Source organism: Streptomyces sp. NBC_01549, from assembly GCF_026339955.1.
GTDB lineage: Bacteria > Actinomycetota > Actinomycetes > Streptomycetales > Streptomycetaceae > Streptomyces.
Genome location: NZ_JAPEPW010000001.1, coordinates 4950508 through 4965819, shown reverse-complemented (window position 1 = coordinate 4965819; position 15312 = coordinate 4950508). Strand labels below are relative to the sequence as shown.

Below are 15312 nucleotides of genomic sequence, written 5' to 3'. Positions count from 1 at the left end.
CTATCCGGCGCGCTGTGGCTGAGCGGCCCCGCGTACTTCCAGGCCGCCCAGCAGCTCGGCGGTGGCGGCGGCGATCGCCTCGACCGCGTGGTCGAACACCTCACGGTTGTGGGCGGCCGGGGCGCGGAAGCCGGACACCTTGCGGACGTACTGGAGGGCGGCGGCGCGGATCTCCTCTTCGGTGGTTTCTTCGGGGAGCACGGGCGGACGGAGTGTCTTGATGCTGCGGCACATGCGTCCAGTCTCGCGCGTACGCCACGGTCGTGGGACCCCGTCGGGATCACGCGTCCGGCCCAGCGGGATGATCTATGTCGAGGCGGCCACCTCCCGGGGCCGACCGACGAGAGGATCGAACAGCCATGACCAAGGACCACTCGAAGGCACAGGATCAGGACCAGGCCCAGGCTGAGAACCAGGCCGAGAACCAGGCTGGGGAACGGTCGACCGTGGCGGTACTGGGCCCGGGCGGCGTCGGCGGACTGCTGGCGGCGCTGATCGCCCGGGCCGGACACCGGGTGATCTGCCTGGCCGGGGACGAGACGGCGCGGGCGCTGCGCACGGACGGCATTCGCGTCCGCAGCGGCCGGTTCGGGGACTTCACGGCGGCCGTGGAGGCCGACACCGAACTGCGCGAACCGGTCGACGCCTGCCTGATCAGCGTCAAGCACACGGCGCTGCACGCGGCCCTGGAGCGGGTACCGCCGGAGATGCTCGGTGACGGGCTCCTGGTCCCGTTCCTCAACGGTGTCGAACACCCGGCGACCCTGCGCGCCCGCTACGGCGCCGCCCGCGTCGCCCCCGCCGTCATCCGCGTCGAGTCGACCCGGACCGCCCCCGGCGTGATCGAACATGGCAGCCCCTTCGCCGAGATCGACCTGACCGGCGACAGCGTGCCGCGCGAGCGGCTGGACGCGCTCGCCGGGGTGTTGGCGGCGGCCGGCCCCACCGTCCGCGTGCTGGACGACGAGGCGACGACGCTGTGGGCGAAGATGTCGTTCCTCGCGCCGTTCGCGCTGCTGACGACCCGTTACGGGGTGCCGCTGGGCGAGGTCCGTACGCGCCACCGCGAGGAGTTGACGGCCCTGGTGGCGGAGACGGCCGCCGTCAGCCGGGCGTGCGGCGCCCCGGCGGACCCGTCCGTGGCCCTCGCCCGCTACGACGCCTTCCCTCCCGAGGCCAAGTCCTCCATGCAACGCGACGCCGAGGCGGGCCGTCCGCTCGAACTGGACGCGATCGGCGGCGCGTTGCTGCGGGCCGCGGACCGGCACGGGGTGGCCGTGCCGGTGGCGCGGGCGCTGGTGAGGGAGCTGGCGGACAACCACCGCCACTGACCCCGGCTACGGCTCAGCCGTGGGTCTTGGACATGGCTCAGTCGTGGGTCTTGGCCAGCACTTCCAGGATCTCGTCCGTCGTGCCCGTCTCACCGAGACGCGGGAAGATCCGCTCCACGCTGTTGCGGTGGGTCTCGGCCTCGATGTCGGACATCGCGTCGGTGGCCAGGGTGACGTGGTAACCGTGCTCGTGGGCGGCGCGGGCACTGGACTCGACGCCGATGCTGGTCGCGATGCCGACCAGCACGATCTGGGTGACCCCGCGGCGGCGCAGCTGCAGGTCGAGGTCGGTGCCGTAGAACGCGCCCCAGTTCCGCTTGGTGACGACGATGTCCTCCGGGTGACCGGCGAGCTCGTCGACGAGGACGTCCCAGCCCTCCGGCCAGACACGGGGGGCGCGGGCGGGGCCGTCGATGCGCCCGGGCACGCCGTCCGCGCCGTCGGCGGCGGCGGTGACCCGGACGAGGACGACGGGGAGGCTCTGCTCGCGGAACGCGTCCGCGAGCCGGGCCGCCCGCTCCACGACCTCGGCGGCCGGGTACGGGGCGAGGCCCGGGTTTCCGGCGATGCCGTTCTGCAGGTCGATGACGACGAGCGCGGTGTTCGGGTCGAGCGCAGTGACAGCCATGGTCAGGCCTTTCGGGGGGTGCGGGGCGCGGGGGGCGCAGGGATCGGTCGAGCGGGGTCGCGCGAGGGCCGGTCGGAGTGAGCGAGTCCGGAGATCTTGGGCATCACGGCCTGGTGAGCCGTTCCAGCACGGCCATCGCCTCGATGACGGTCTGCCGCTCGGCCTCCGTGCAGCGGTCCTCGAAGGCCTGGGCCAGCCACTCCACGCGGGCCTGCCGGGTGCCCTCGACCCGCTCGCGCCCGGCGTCGGTGAGCGTGACGAGCTGCCGCCGGCCGTCCCCGGGGTCGGGGTTGCGCTCGATCAGCCCGTACTGGTCGAGCGCGGCGAGCGTGGCGGCCATCGACTGCGGGCGCACCCCCTCGGACGCCGCCAGTCCACTGGCCGTCGCGGCCCCGCTCTTGCTCACGAGCGTGAGCGCGGACACCTGCGAGGGTGAGAGATCCTGCGCCTCCCCCTCCGTCTCGGCGACCTCCCGGATCCGCCGCCGCAGCCGACTGAACGCGACCCGCAGATCCCGCGCGGCACGGGCGGCGGATCCGGAGACGCCGTCCACACCTTCGGTGCCGTCCCTGCTGTCGTCCATGTCCTCACGCTAAAACCTTCAGTCCAGACTGTCCAGTCCAGACTGTCCAAACCGAACTGCGCAGTCTGGACTGAGCAATGCACATCGAGCGGTCGGTGCCGCCGTGGACGTCCCACCCGTTCGCGTGAAGTCCCCGAAGGAACTCGCACCCCAAATTCGAACAGGCGTACCATTGTCGTGTGGCTGCGACCTATGACTTCCCGAGTGACCTCCTGGCCGGTCAGGAGGAGCTGCATCAGGTCCGGGCGGAGCTCCTGGCCCTGTTCAAGAAGCTCCCCTGGTCGGTGGAGCCCCTGGACGGCTTCAGCGACGACAAGGGCTGGCGCAAAGTGGAACGCCCCGCTTCGCCCGGCTGGACACCCGACGAACAGGCCGAGGTCGAGAAGCTCCGCCAACGCGAACGAGAACTCGCCGTCTTCGTCACCTGCCACCGCTTCTGGTCGCAGGTCGCCCCACCGGACACCGTGGACGCCCGCGCGAAGCTGAAGCACGCCTACGAAGACCCGACGCAAACGCCGTAAAGCCGGGTCACTCCGGGTACGAAAGAGCCCTCGCGCGGCAGCTGGCTCGGTTCCACCACCGTCCAGCACGCCGGCGAGAAGGTCACCGCCAGCACCCCGGAGAGCGTGCCCGGTTTCATCCTGGCGAGCGCCATCGACGTACACAGCCGCTGCGTCGCGCTGGCCGGGCGCGGCGCGCCACCCGCGGGCAAGAAGAGCGGCGACTGGATCACCGTCGACGTACCGCTGCTCCGCACCACCGCCAACCACCATCTGCTCGCGCTCGGCCTGGTCTTCCCGACCTTCTACTCGAACCTCTTCCCCGACCTGCGCACCGAACTCACCACGGTGGCCCAGCAGGCGAGGTCGGCGGGTCTCGGCGTATGGGCCAAGGACACGACGACCGCCGGGGCGGCGATCACCGACCTGTCCTCCCTCACGGACGACCTGGTGCTGCTGCCGAAGCTCTTCCGCCGCCTGGCGGACCACCTGCGCTTCGCACCCGACTCCTCGCTGGACTGCTTCCCCAGCTACCCCTTCGGCGGCGCCGACCGATTCCGCGTCCTCTCCCAGCGCCCCACCGCCAAGACCCTCACCGGCCTGCACCACGTGATCGAGGTCAACGGCGGAACCGTACGCATGACCCACCCGATCGAGGACCTCGTCTTCGCCGAGGAATGACGAGCCCGGCAGAGCCTTCGGTTCGGCTGACCCTTTACTTCTCCGCGCTGTCCGGCCGAGAATGTCCTGCCCCCCATCTGAACCAGACGGAACAGCGCACCTCTCCCCCCACTCCCCTGACCGATCAGTCACCGGAGCCTCGGAGAAAGGTGCGCCATGCGACGTACCACGATCCTTACCCGCTTGTGCGGCGGTGCCGCGATCGTCGCGGTGGCCGCCGCGGTCGGTCTCGCCCTCGTACGGCATGACGCGCGCACTCCCAGGTGGGACGTCATCGAGCTCCTCGGGGTCGCCGCCCTGGCCGCCGGCGGATGGATACTCGCGTGCCGGGCGGCGCCCACCGTGCGGGTCGAGTCGTCTGTGCCGGCGCAGGCCTCGATCCCGCGCCCGCTGCGCCGACCGCCCCACGACTGGGGTCTGGCGGCGGGCGTGGTGCTGACGATCACCACTCCGCTCGCCGTGCTGTGGTTCGGGTTCACTCTGTACGAGGGGGCGCTGACAGTCTTCGCCGCCGTCGCAGGGACAGCCTTCGGCTTCTGGCTGCTCGTCTACGTCGCGACCGACCTGTTGGGGCGCCGACTGGGCCCTCCAGAGCCAACCCGTCGGGCCGTACGATGCGCAACCCGCCCAGCGGCGAACGCACGCAAGCGGTCACCTCTACCCGCCCGGTCGCCATCAGCCCGGCGGCCACAACGCCGCCCACCGCCCCCACACCCACTACCGCAACCCGTGTCATGTCCACCGAACCTACCCCCGTACCAAGACCGCACCATCGCCGCGCCTTGGTAGGTCATCGCCATGAGTTCGTGGGCCTGCTCACGATCCCGGCCCTCGGTACGGCGCTCGACCCGGCCACATACGACTACGCGGGCGCCGTCACCTCGTCAACGGCCGCGACCACGAGATCGCCGACTACGTGGACGGGCAGATCAAGAAGGTGAAGCGGACTCCACGTGGACTTTCTGGCACGTAAGCGGCACGGCGCCACCTAGCCGCCGAGAAAGATCAAGGCCCAGATCCCCGGGTACCCACCCGCTGATCTGGGCCTTTCTCGTGTCCTAGGACTGGTGGGCGCGGACGGTTTCGAACCGCCGACATCCGCCTTGTAAGGGCGGCGCTCTACCGCTGAGCTACGCGCCCAGGACGAGTCGACAGCCTACATTGCCCACGGGGGTGCCCCGCAAACCCGTATCCGGGGGTCTGGGGCCGCTGCCGCTGGAGTGCGCTCAAGCGTGTTCTGGTGAGCGAGAGCGAGTGCCGGTGAGAGGTGTCCTACCACGCACCTGGAGGGAACTGACGTTCACGTGTCGAATGCGTGACCTTTACGGGTGGTGTTCGTTGGAGGCCAACCGGGCCGTCGCCTACCGCATCCACCTGGACGCGGGCCGGGACCGCTGGTACCTGACCGCCTCCTGGCAGATCCCACCCACCCCGACCATCCCCCTGCGTGCCGCGCTTGTCGACGGCGTGATCGGCGTGGACATGAGCGCCGACCACCTCGCCGCCTGGCGCCTGGACGTCCACGGCAATCCGACCGGCACCCCTCGCCGTTTCGTCTACGACCTGTCCGGTAGCACAGAGCACCGCGACGCCCAGGTCCGCCACGCCCTCACCCAGCTGCTGCACTGGGCCCGCGCCTGCGGGGTGAAGGCGATCGCCATCGAGGACCTGGACTTCACCGCGGACAAGACCCGCGAGAAACACGGCCGCAAGAAGCGGTTCCGGCAGGTCATTTCCGGCATGCCCACCGGCAGGCTCCGTGCTCGGCTCACCTCGATGGCCGACGCCACCGGCATCGCGATCATCGCCGTAGACCCCGCCTACACCTCCCGCTGGGGCGCCCAGCACTGGCAAAAACCTCTCACCGGCAGCAACCGTAAGACGACTCGCCACGACGCGGCAGCCGTGGCGATCGGAAGGCGCGCCCAGGGACACCCGATCCGGCTGGGGGTACCTCCCAGGCCCTTGAGGCACTGGGGGAGGACGGCACCGCCCCCGCACGACCGGAGTGATCGTGCGGGGCATCGGACCGTCCAGGCCAGACCGGAGGTCTCTGGGTGTGAGGGAACCCGCCCCCGCATTCCCGGACCACGGACACGATCCGTGCCGCCCGGACGCGGAGCGAACGCGGGAGACCAGAACGCCCAGCACCGTTCGGAGCGTTCGGCTGAGCCTGTGGCCTGGCAACAGGACTCACTCCCGCTCAGTCCATAGGAACGGTTAACCCCACCTCCGGCCCGTCCCCCGCAACCGTACGGTCGATAGGCGTCGAAGGGCATCTGAGCGCGTCGGAGGAACGGAACGTGTCTCGGAGGGTGCCGGTTCGCGGCGCGCGTTGGTGTTCCTCTCAGAGGGAGATCTTCATGGCTCGGACTCAGTCACCGGTACGGGCCTCGGGCGGGTCCGTACGGCTCGAACTCGACGTCGTGCCCGACCTGGTCGAGGCCCGCAGCCAGGACGGTTCGCTCACCATCGGGCTGCCCCACGACACCTACCGGGTGACGGCCGAGAGCGGCGACGGCTCCGTGCGGGTGTCCGTGCCCCGGGACCCGGCCAGTTCCCACGTGGTGTCCGCTCACGCGAACGACGGAAGCATCACAGTACGAACAGCGAACTAACCGGCCCGTGTGTTCGTCCTTAACCGGTGGGAGAATGACACCGGGCAAGGCGGATGACAGCACGGGAGAGGGATGTGACGGCGACACTTTCAGAGCCGTACACGCCGTTCGCGCCACGCGCGCAGTCGGTACGCCGTCAGCCTCATCCGTACCGTGACGTACTGACCCTCGTCGCCCTCCCCCTCCTCGCCGCCCTCGCCCTGCCCGCCGCCTTCGCCGGTGGCGGCACCCGGCGCTGGTTCGGCGGGCGCGCCGAGAGTCAGCGGGCCGAGGCGCAGGCCGCGAAGGACGCCGCCGCGGCCGCCTTCTACGAACTGGACACCGCCCAGCGCGATCTGCGGATCTCGATCGAGACCATCACCGCCGTCGACGACACCCCCGCGGCCCGCCGCGCCGTCTCCGACTTCGAGGCGCTGGGCCGGCGCATCGACGAGGCCAGTCAGAAGTACATCGAGGCCGTCGACGCCCACGACCTCGACCGGGACGAGCTGGAGGCGTCGGTCGCCGCGCGCGCCCGTGCCGAGCTGACCGCCGCCAAGGACCATCTGGGGCGCGTCAAGCAGGACCTGGACCGGTTCGGTCAGGGGCTCGGGCCGCTGCTCGGGAAGGCCGAGACGCAGCTCGCCCGGCTCGCGCCCGCCGTCGAGCGCGCCCGGCAGGCCCTGCTCGCCGCCTCGAACGCCCTCGACGGTGTGCGGGAGACAGGGCTCAGAGCCGATGATCTCGCCGCTCGGCTCGCCGCGCTCGGGCCCGAGCTGACCAAGCTCAACCAGGGGGCCGGACAGCACGGCGTACCGGAGACGCTGGAGCGCGCCGAGCGGGTCTCGCGGGAGGCCGGGGCGGTGCGCGCGGAGGCCGAGCGGCTGCCGGAGCGGGCCGCGGAGATCGACCACCGGCTGGTGTCGCTGCGCACCCGCGCCCAGGCGCTGACGACCCGCGCCGGGCAGGTGGAGCCGGTGCTGAGCGAGCTGCGGCGCCGGTTCTCGGCCGCGTGCTGGCAGGACCTGCAGCATGTGCCGGAGCAGGCCGCCGAGAACGTACGGCAGGCCGAGCTGAAGCTGAAGGAGGCGCAGGCCGCGCGCGACGCGCAGCGCTGGCCGGACGCGACCTCGCTGCTGTCCACCGTGCGCGCGCTGCTGAACGGCACCGACGAGGCCGTGTCCGCGGCCGGTGACCGGCTGCGGCGGCTGAACGCCGTGTCCAAGGACCCCCAGCAGGAGATCGACCGCACCCGCTTCGCCATCCGGGACGCCCAGCGTCTGGCCATGTCGGGCCGCAACACTCCGGATCCGCGCCATGCCCGCCCGCTCGACGACTCCGTCGCCCGGCTCGAGCGTGCCATCGCCACGCTGGAGGGGCGCCACCCCGACTACTGGCACTTCCTGACCGAGACGGAGGCGGTGCGGGCGACGGCGGCCCGCGTGGTCTCCCAGATCCGCGAGGAGCGCGGCGGCCCGGCCTGAGCTTCTCCGGCGCCGGTCTTCCCTGTCTCCGGCGTCCGGTGCCGGCGGTCACCGGTCTCCGGTGTTGGCGGTCCCCGGTCTCCTGGCGGATGCTGGGATGTACGTACGGCCTCCGCTAGCTGGAGAGGGAGGCGGATATGGCCACGCACGTAATTCGTCCCGGATCCCGACGACGCATCGCCTTCGACGACCATCTGCCGGTCGATCACCGGCTGAACACGTTCTACCGGATCGGCGCGGGCCTGATGGGCCTCTTCCTGCTCGCCTTCGGCATCCTCGGCCTGGCCAACAGGGTCGGCTACTTCACCACCCACGGGGACACGGTCATAGGGCTGAACACCAACGGTTCGCTCAGCGTGCTGTCCATCTGTGTCGGGCTGCTGCTGTTCGTGGGCATGGTGATCGGCGGGAACTTCGCCTCGACGCTCAACATGGTCTTCGGCGTCCTGTTCATCCTCAACGGCTTCCTGAACCTGGCGCTGCTGGACGGCCGCTACAACTTCCTCGCCTTCCGCATCCAGAACGTGCTGTTCAGCTTTGTGGTCGGCGTCCTGCTGATGTTCTTCGGGATGTACGGGAGGGTCGGTTCGGCCCTGCCGCACGACAACCCGTACTACAAAGCCCGCCACCCCGAGGAGGCCGAGCGGGCGGAGCGGATGCGGGCGCTGCGGGAGTCGGCCTCGGCAACGGCCCTGCAGCAGTCGCACAGGGCCGCGCCGACGCCCGGGGCCGTGGGCGGCACGGGGACCAAGGCCGTGGAGACGGAGACCAGGTCGTCCGAGACCAAGTCGTCCGAGACCAAGCCCACCGAGCCGCCCAGGACCACGGATCCCTAGTACTGCAACCGCATCTGGAGAATGTGGCCTCGGCGTTTATAGTGGGAGCGGCGGGCTCGGGCTTGGCTGCGTCGTCGGAAGCGTGACCAGTGCAGATGGTGCTCGTTGCTGTGACAGTGGCGCGTGACGACGACGTGGCCCATCAACCGGCGGATCTCCGGGACGCTGAGGGGTATGAGGTCTTGCTCGTCGTCGAGAGTGCCCCTTTTGTGGCTTCTGCGGCGCGGACGGCGGTCAGGTAGGCAAGGGCGGCCATGGCCAGGGTGATGTGGCGGTACCAGGCCCGGTAGAGCCGCACCTGGTAGTGGTCCAGACCGCACTCTCCCTTCGCGGTCTGGAAGCACTCCTCGACCGCCCACCTCGCGGCAGCTACTTTGACCAGGTCTTTCAGTCGGGAGGCGACCGGGCCGTAGCAGACGTAGTAGGCGATCTCGCTCGGGTCGCTGACGCTGCGTCGGGCCAGCACCCAGTGCCCGAAGCCGTTTTCCCAGGACGGGCGGATCGCGACACGCGCCCAGTCGTAGATCCGCTCACCGTGCGCGCCGGCCCCGCCGGAGATTCGTTTCCACCGCTGGCGGGGCAGCGCGGCGACCAACTGGTCCACCCGCGTGTCCGCCCCGTGCGTGGTGATCACAGTGTCGTTGACCTTCGTAGCCAGCACGTGCGCGACCCGACGTTCCTCCAGCCACACTCGCAGGTGCTTGACCTGCCCGTATGCCTCGTCAGCGGTGACCCACGCGAACGGGACACCCGCGTCGATGGCGCGTTGCAGCATCCACTTGAAGTGCTCGTTCTTGGTCGCGAAGGGGACCTCGTCGTCGATCCCGGCCGCGCGGCAGCGGTCACGGTCATCCGTCCAGGAGACGGGGATGTAGAGCTCGCGGTCGATCAACGCCCGCCCCTGGCGGAGGCGTAGGCCAGGAATGTTCCGATCTGGCTGTTCTCCGTGCGGCCGGCTGTGCCGGTGTACTGCCGCTGGACGCCGGCGGACTTGGTGCCCTTCTTCAGGAAGCCGGTGTCGTCGCCGATCAGCACCGCGTCCTTGGCGCCGATGGTCTCCACGACGAAGTCCCGGACATCGTCGCGGACCGCGTTCTCGTCCCAGTCGGAGTGGTTGAGCAGGCGCTGGACGCCGTCGGGGCGCAACTGCCCGACCTGCTCCGACAGCGTCCACCCGTTCTTCTTCTCAAGCGGCGCGAGCAACCCGTTCAGGTAGTCCGACGCCCGCTCGCGGGGCTCCGACCTGCCGAAACGGTGGGCGAACCGGGCATGGAACCCGGCTATCCCCTCGGACCACGACTCGACCTGCTCAACCGTCAACGATTCATCGCACAGTCGGAACAACGAGCCAACCCAGCACCTGTCACGGCAGATGCGGTTGCAGTACTAGGTCACCTCAGGCGCTGAGGTGACCCGGTGATCAGGTGCGGTACGCGTAGTACGCCGAGGTCGGGTACGACGCGATGAGGCTCGACAGCGACCGGCGGTAGGTGTCGGCGTCGTGGTACGTCAGGTACGGGATGCCGCTGGGGCTGCGGTAGGACGTGATCATGGTGTGGTCCTTGGACCCGTCCTTGTCGAAGTCCATCTGCAGGACGTCACCGACGTCCATCTGGTAGACGTTCGCCAGCGGTGTGGTGCGATTGGCGGTCTGGGTGAACCAGGACCACTCGTTCACGCCCGCCCACGAGTCGGACTGGCCGTTGGCGACGTAGTACCAGGTGTCGTACTCCTCCGGAGTCACGGTGCTGATCGGCTGCCAGCCGCCCGCCAGCAGGCTCTGGCTCACGAAGTTGGTGCAGTCACCGCCGACCCCGTTGAACTTCCGGTAGGCCGTGTTGTAGTTCTTCCAGTACTTCTCGGCGTAGGTAGCCATCGCCGCGTAGTCGTACGTGCCGCCGGTGAGCTTCTTGGGGTTGGCGGGCGCAGGATACGAGGTCGCTGCCGGGGGGGCGTCGACAACGGCCATCGGACGCATGCGCGCGGGCGCGGCGGTGACGGGCTGGTTGACCTGGGGAAGGCCCTTGTCCGTCGTGCGCAGGTCCGAGAGCTTCCAGGTGCCGTCCGACTGGGCGGCGAAGGTCAGGACGTGGTGCGCGTCGAAGCCCGTGGTGTCGGGCTCGCCGCCGTGGATCTTCTTGTACGTGAGGACGGTGGTCTCGGTGACCCAGGCGGTGGCCACCTTCCCCAGGACCCGCGTCCTGTCGACGGTGACCTTGGTGTCGGCGGCGGTGTAGGCCTCACCCAGCGCCGCGAGGCGGGAACGGGTGCCGCGCAGGGAGGTCACCGCGGTGTCCTCCGTCTTGGTCAGCGCGGCGGTCAGCTTGACGCCTCCCTTCGACGCGAGGGCCGTGCGGGGTGCCGTCTGGCTCTTGTCGAGGAGGGCGGCCGTGCGGTCGGTGAGCACGGCGTCCGCCATCCGGCCGAAGGCGTCGCTCGTCGCCCGGTTCACGGTGCCGGGCGCGGTCGCCGCATGGGCGGCGGACAGCGGCAGCAGGACAGCGGAGACGGCGATCGCCGTCAGGGTCGAGCATCGGCTCAACGTCTTTGATCTCACTGATGATTCTCCTTATCCCCGATCAGGCACCGGGGAGGGAATCTTTACACGTTCTCCTCAACTGTGGTGAACCCGGGTGGATTTCATGCACGGCGAGGTCAACTCTCTTACGCGAACGGTAAGTTGACGCACCGACAGCCAGGACGCCCTTCACGGCTACTTCACCACCGTCGACCAGTCCGGGGACTGCGCGGGATCCAGACCGCGCAGGCGCTCCAGGGTCCCGGGCTTCTGCACGTCGAGCCAGTCGGACAGTTCACGGAAGGACACACAGCGAACGCCCTTCTTCGTGCACACGTTCTTGACGACCTGGTCGACGGACTTCATGTAGATGCCACCGTTCCAGTCCTCGAAGTGGTTGCCGATGAACAGCGGTGCGCGGCTGCCGTAGTACACCCGGTTGAAACCGTTCATGTACGACGCGACGGTCTCTTGCTCCCACTCGGGGTACCTGGCCGGATCGCCCTGGGTCGAGTCGCCGGACTGGTTGGCGAGGAAGTTGAAGTCCATGGACAGGCCCTGGAACTTGCCGCCCTCGTAGGGGAGCTGCTGCAGCGGGAAGTCCCAGACGCCCTCCTTCTTGGTGGGCCATATCTGGAGGCCGCCCGGGGAGCTCGCGTCGTAGCGCCAGTCGTAGTCCTTGGCGGTCGCCTTCATGGCCTTGAGCAGGTTCTCCTGGCCCTCCAGACAGGGCGCGCGCCCGCCGCTGACCTCACGTACGGGGTCGAACGGCAGGGCCGGCAGGTCGCTGTCGCCGGTGTTGGTCTTCCACTTCTCGACGAACGAGAAGAACTGCTTGATCTCGCTCTCCCACTCCGCCACGCTCCAGTCCCCGCCGCCCTTGTCACCGCAGAAGTGGCCGTTGAAGTGGGTGCCGATCTCGTTGCCGTCCTTCCACGCCTTGCCGAGCTCCTCCACCGTGTCACGGATGTGCTCGTTGGTGGCGTAGTCGATCGCGGCGGAGCCTGGCGAGTGCATCGGCGGTTCGTAGAGCGTCTTCTTGTCCTTGGGCAGCAGATAGATGCCGGTCAGGAAGAACGTCATATGCGCGTTGTATTCCTTGGCCAGCTCCTGGTAGTGCGAGAAGAGGTTGTCGTCGCCCTGGAGGGCGCCGTCCCAGGAGAAGACGACGAACTGGGGCGGCTTCTCACCGGGTTTGAGCGGAACAGGCTTCAACTGGCCCTTCTGCGGCCCGGTGTAGGACGTGGAGCCGTCCCCGAGCACCTTCGTCTTGCCGTCCCACGGGGGTTCTTTGGTCGTCTTGGTGGTGCTGGTCCCGGAGCGGGGCCCGCCGGCCGAGGCGGCCGGTGTGGTGTTGTCCGAGTGGTTCAGCGCCAGGAAGGTGGCGGTCGTCGACGTCACGACGAGGAAGGCCGCCATGGCCACGAAACCCTGGCGGGCGGAACCAGGAGCGGGTGCGGGGTCGCGGCGGCGGCGACCGCTGTGCTTCGAGTTCATACGGGGCACATTCTGCGAGGGGGGTGGAAGGAGCGGGCGGGGGCCTCTCGGCCGTCGGGGTGCACGGTGGCCTCACGGCCGTCGGGGTGGGCGGCCTCGTGGCCGTCGCGGTCAGCCGAGCGGACTCATGGCGCCGGCCCAGATGCCGTACGGGACGTCGTCGGCGGACGCGCCCGCGAGCCCCTTGAGCGGCAGTGGTTCGAGGCTCTTGGTCAGGTCGATGCGGTAGAGGACGACCGCGGTCGACACGGAGGCGTTCGTGCCGACGTACCAGGCGGCCGTGTCGTCCGCCGTGGTGCCGGCCTTCCCGGCCGCGTCCGGTGCGCTGCCGGCCGCGGTGGGATGCGCTCTGCCGAAGGCGTCCGTGAGCGCCTCGGTGACCTCACGGGCCACCTCGGCGCTCACCGCGCGCTCGGGGCGGGGCGTGGCCAGCGCGACCTGGGAGCCGTTGCGGGTGAGGCGTCGCACGGAGTACGGCTCGATGTGCGACCCGCCCGCGGCGAAGGTGGCATAGGCGTTGGCCATCCGGATCGCGCTGGGCGTGGAGTTGCCCAGGGACAGCGCGGGCACCTGGGGTCCCATGCTCGACGAGAGCAGCCCGGCCGCTTCGGCGGTCTGCCGCACCTTGTCCAGGCCCGTGTCCATACCGAGCTGCATGAACGGCACGTTCACGGACTCGGCGAGCGCCCGGCGCAGGCTGATGCGCCCCCAGGACTTGTTGCCGTCGTTGTGGGCGGCGACCTTCTTGTTGGCGCGGTCCCAGTAAGGCCCTTCGGGTGTGGTGACAGGGACGTTGTCGTTGCCGTCGTAGACCGTCTCCGGCGTGACCGGTGTCGCCGTGCTGTCGCGGGTCTTGTGGATGCCGTGTTCAAGACCGGCCGCGTAGACGAACGGCAGGAACGCCGAACCGGCGGGGACGGTGGTCGCGTTGGACTCGTTGTAGCCCTGCGTACGGTGGTCGGGGCCGCCGTAGACGGCGAGGATCTTGCCGTCGGCGGCCACCGAGGAGGCCCCGTAGTGGGCGGCCTTCGCCGTCGTGGGGTCGTCCTTCAGGGCCTTCTTGCGGGCCTTGGCGACGGCGTCGGTGAGCGCCGTCTCCCGCTTGCGGTCGAAGGTCGTGTAGATCTGGTAGCCGCCCAGGTCGAACTGCTGGTCCGAGATGTGTCCGGCCTTCTTGGCGTACTGGGTCGCGAGCTCCACCAGGTAGTCGCTCCGCTTGCCGGTGTCGAAGGTCTGGGACTGCGTGGTCGGCTCGGGGAACTTCCTGTACTTGGCCCGCTCGGCCGGCGACAGTTTGCCGATCTTGACCATGCGGTCGAGGATCCAGGACCAGCGTTCCACGGCGCGCTTGTGGTTCGCCTGGCTCAGCGTGGGGTCGTACAGGCCCGCGCCCTTCAGCAGGGACGCGAGCATCGCGGCCTCGCTGGCGTCGAGTTGGCCGACGTCCTTGCCGTAGTACGCCTGGGCGGCGCGCTGGATGCCGTACGTGCCGCGGCCGAACCAGCTGGTGTTGAGGTAGCCCTCGAGGATCTTGTCCTTGCTCATCTTCTGGTCGAGCTTGAGGGAGATCATCGCCTCGATAAACTTGCGGCTCACCGAGCGGTTCTGGTTCAGGTAGACGTTCTTGACGTACTGCTGGGTGATCGTCGAGCCGCCCTCGGTGTTCCCCTCGCCGACCGTGCGCACCAGGGCGCGGCTGATGCCCTTGAAGGAGATGCCCGGGTCGGAGTAGAAGCTCTCGTTCTCCGCGGCGAGCACCGCCCAGCGCACGTCCTGGGGTATGTCCTTCAGCGGCATCGCCTGCCGCCGCACCCACCCGGTACGGGCCATGGGCGTCCCGTCGGACCAGAAGTAGACGTTGTCCTGCTGGGTGGCGTACGTGTTGAGGTTCTGGGGTATGTCTGTCGCGGCGTAGGCAATCACCAGAAACGTTCCGCTCAGCCCGATGGCCAGGCCCCAGGCGCCCAGCCACTGGCGCCAGGAGGGCACCCAGCGCCGCCAGCCGGTGCGGCCGGGACGCGGGTACGCCGGTCTCAGACGGCGGGCGACGCGCGCCCAGCGTCCGGCGAGCGCGGAGGGCACGGCCGGTTTGCGGCGAGCGCCACGATGGCGTGAACTCGTCGCTCCATCGGCTCGTTGTGTACTTTCCTCCGCTCCGGGGTGCGTCTCATCGGCATCCTCGGAGGGAGACGGGATGCGTAGCCGGGTGGTCAGCTCGGCGGGGGACGGGACACGGAGCTGGGTGGTCAGCTCGGCGGGGCTTTCGGGCTGGGGCGGTACGCGCAGCTGGGTGGTCAGCTCGGCGGGGCTTTCGGGCCGGGGCGGCACGCGCAGCTGAGTGGTCAGCTCAGCCGGGCTCTCGGCCTGAGGGGCCTGCGGCGGCACGCGCAGCTGAGTGGTCTCCTCAGCGGGGCTTTCCTTACGCGTACGGCGGCTCGCGGGCTGTTCGGGTTCGCCCCCGCGGCGACTGTTCGAGCGGTCGTCGCGCTCCCCGCTAGCCACGGCGGGCTCCGGCGCGTGGACGGCCCAGGGGATACGGGGCATCTGTTCGATGCCATGCCTCGGTCACGACTGCGTCTCCCTCCGCACTTCGGAATTGCGCGCGCGGGTAGATGCAGCGGCCGCACATGCGGCTGCGAGCCCCCCATCCCCGGCCT

At 69.6% G+C, this 15312-nt stretch carries 12 protein-coding genes, 1 tRNA gene and 3 pseudogenes; 7 read left to right on the top strand and 9 right to left on the bottom strand.

Annotation, left to right across the window (positions count from 1 at the left end; genetic code table 11):
- A complete protein-coding gene (locus OG819_RS22020) occupies window positions 1-234 on the bottom strand; it encodes a DUF2277 domain-containing protein (RefSeq protein WP_266650932.1) in 234 nt (77 codons plus the stop codon).
- Between the two features lie 125 nt (window positions 235-359).
- On the opposite strand from OG819_RS22020, the gene OG819_RS22015 reads away from it, so the two are divergent.
- On the top strand, window positions 360-1331 hold the full coding sequence (locus OG819_RS22015) for a 2-dehydropantoate 2-reductase (RefSeq protein WP_266650931.1): 972 nt from the start codon (window positions 360-362) through the stop codon (window positions 1329-1331).
- Window positions 1332-1368: 37 nt separating this feature from the next.
- On the opposite strand, the gene OG819_RS22010 is transcribed toward OG819_RS22015, so the two are convergent.
- Window positions 1369-1959 (bottom strand): hydrolase, encoded by a 591-nt coding sequence (locus OG819_RS22010; RefSeq protein ID WP_266650930.1) that lies wholly within the window; start codon window positions 1957-1959, stop codon window positions 1369-1371.
- 103 nt (window positions 1960-2062) lie between these two features.
- A complete protein-coding gene (locus tag OG819_RS22005) occupies window positions 2063-2542 on the bottom strand; it encodes a MarR family transcriptional regulator (RefSeq protein ID WP_266650929.1) in 480 nt (159 codons plus the stop codon).
- A gap of 179 nt (window positions 2543-2721) precedes the next feature.
- On the opposite strand from OG819_RS22005, the gene OG819_RS22000 reads away from it, so the two are divergent.
- Complete coding sequence (locus tag OG819_RS22000) at window positions 2722-3063, top strand: hypothetical protein (protein WP_266650928.1); 342 nt, start codon at window positions 2722-2724, stop codon at window positions 3061-3063.
- Window positions 3064-3168: 105 nt separating this feature from the next.
- Window positions 3169-3723 carry a hypothetical protein gene (locus OG819_RS21995; protein WP_266650927.1) on the top strand — a complete coding sequence of 185 codons (555 nt, stop codon included), beginning with the start codon at window positions 3169-3171 and terminating at the stop codon, window positions 3721-3723.
- A 475-nt stretch (window positions 3724-4198) separates the two neighbouring features.
- On the opposite strand, the gene OG819_RS59110 is transcribed toward OG819_RS21995, so the two are convergent.
- Window positions 4199-4399, bottom strand: a complete 201-nt coding sequence (locus OG819_RS59110) for a hypothetical protein (protein ID WP_353963256.1) — start codon at window positions 4397-4399, stop codon at window positions 4199-4201.
- A 389-nt stretch (window positions 4400-4788) separates the two neighbouring features.
- Window positions 4789-4863 (bottom strand) — tRNA-Val (locus OG819_RS21985).
- A gap of 198 nt (window positions 4864-5061) precedes the next feature.
- On the opposite strand from OG819_RS21985, the pseudogene OG819_RS21980 reads away from it, so the two are divergent.
- The 4 genes and pseudogenes from OG819_RS21980 to OG819_RS21965 form a co-directional block, all read left to right on the top strand.
- A pseudogene (locus OG819_RS21980) lies at window positions 5062-5937 on the top strand (IS200/IS605 family accessory protein TnpB-related protein); the annotation flags it as partial.
- A 185-nt stretch (window positions 5938-6122) separates the two neighbouring features.
- Window positions 6123-6341 (top strand): annotated as a pseudogene (locus tag OG819_RS21975) (hypothetical protein); the annotation flags it as partial.
- Window positions 6342-6415: 74 nt separating this feature from the next.
- Window positions 6416-7804 carry a hypothetical protein gene (locus tag OG819_RS21970; RefSeq protein WP_266624451.1) on the top strand — a complete coding sequence of 463 codons (1389 nt, stop codon included), beginning with the start codon at window positions 6416-6418 and terminating at the stop codon, window positions 7802-7804.
- A 137-nt stretch (window positions 7805-7941) separates the two neighbouring features.
- On the top strand, window positions 7942-8640 hold the full coding sequence (locus OG819_RS21965; RefSeq protein ID WP_266650925.1) for a DUF4383 domain-containing protein: 699 nt from the start codon (window positions 7942-7944) through the stop codon (window positions 8638-8640).
- A 142-nt stretch (window positions 8641-8782) separates the two neighbouring features.
- Here OG819_RS21965 and OG819_RS21960 read toward each other — a convergent pair.
- From OG819_RS21960 to OG819_RS21945, 4 genes and pseudogenes are all read right to left on the bottom strand, one after another.
- Window positions 8783-9924 (bottom strand): annotated as a pseudogene (locus OG819_RS21960) (IS701 family transposase).
- 136 nt (window positions 9925-10060) lie between these two features.
- On the bottom strand, window positions 10061-11197 hold the full coding sequence (locus OG819_RS21955; RefSeq protein ID WP_266650924.1) for an amidase domain-containing protein: 1137 nt from the start codon (window positions 11195-11197) through the stop codon (window positions 10061-10063).
- A 156-nt stretch (window positions 11198-11353) separates the two neighbouring features.
- Complete coding sequence (locus tag OG819_RS21950; RefSeq protein ID WP_266650923.1) at window positions 11354-12655, bottom strand: hypothetical protein; 1302 nt, start codon at window positions 12653-12655, stop codon at window positions 11354-11356.
- Between the two features lie 111 nt (window positions 12656-12766).
- Window positions 12767-15199 (bottom strand): transglycosylase domain-containing protein, encoded by a 2433-nt coding sequence (locus OG819_RS21945; protein ID WP_266650922.1) that lies wholly within the window; start codon window positions 15197-15199, stop codon window positions 12767-12769.
- Between the last annotated feature and the right edge of the window lie 113 nt (window positions 15200-15312).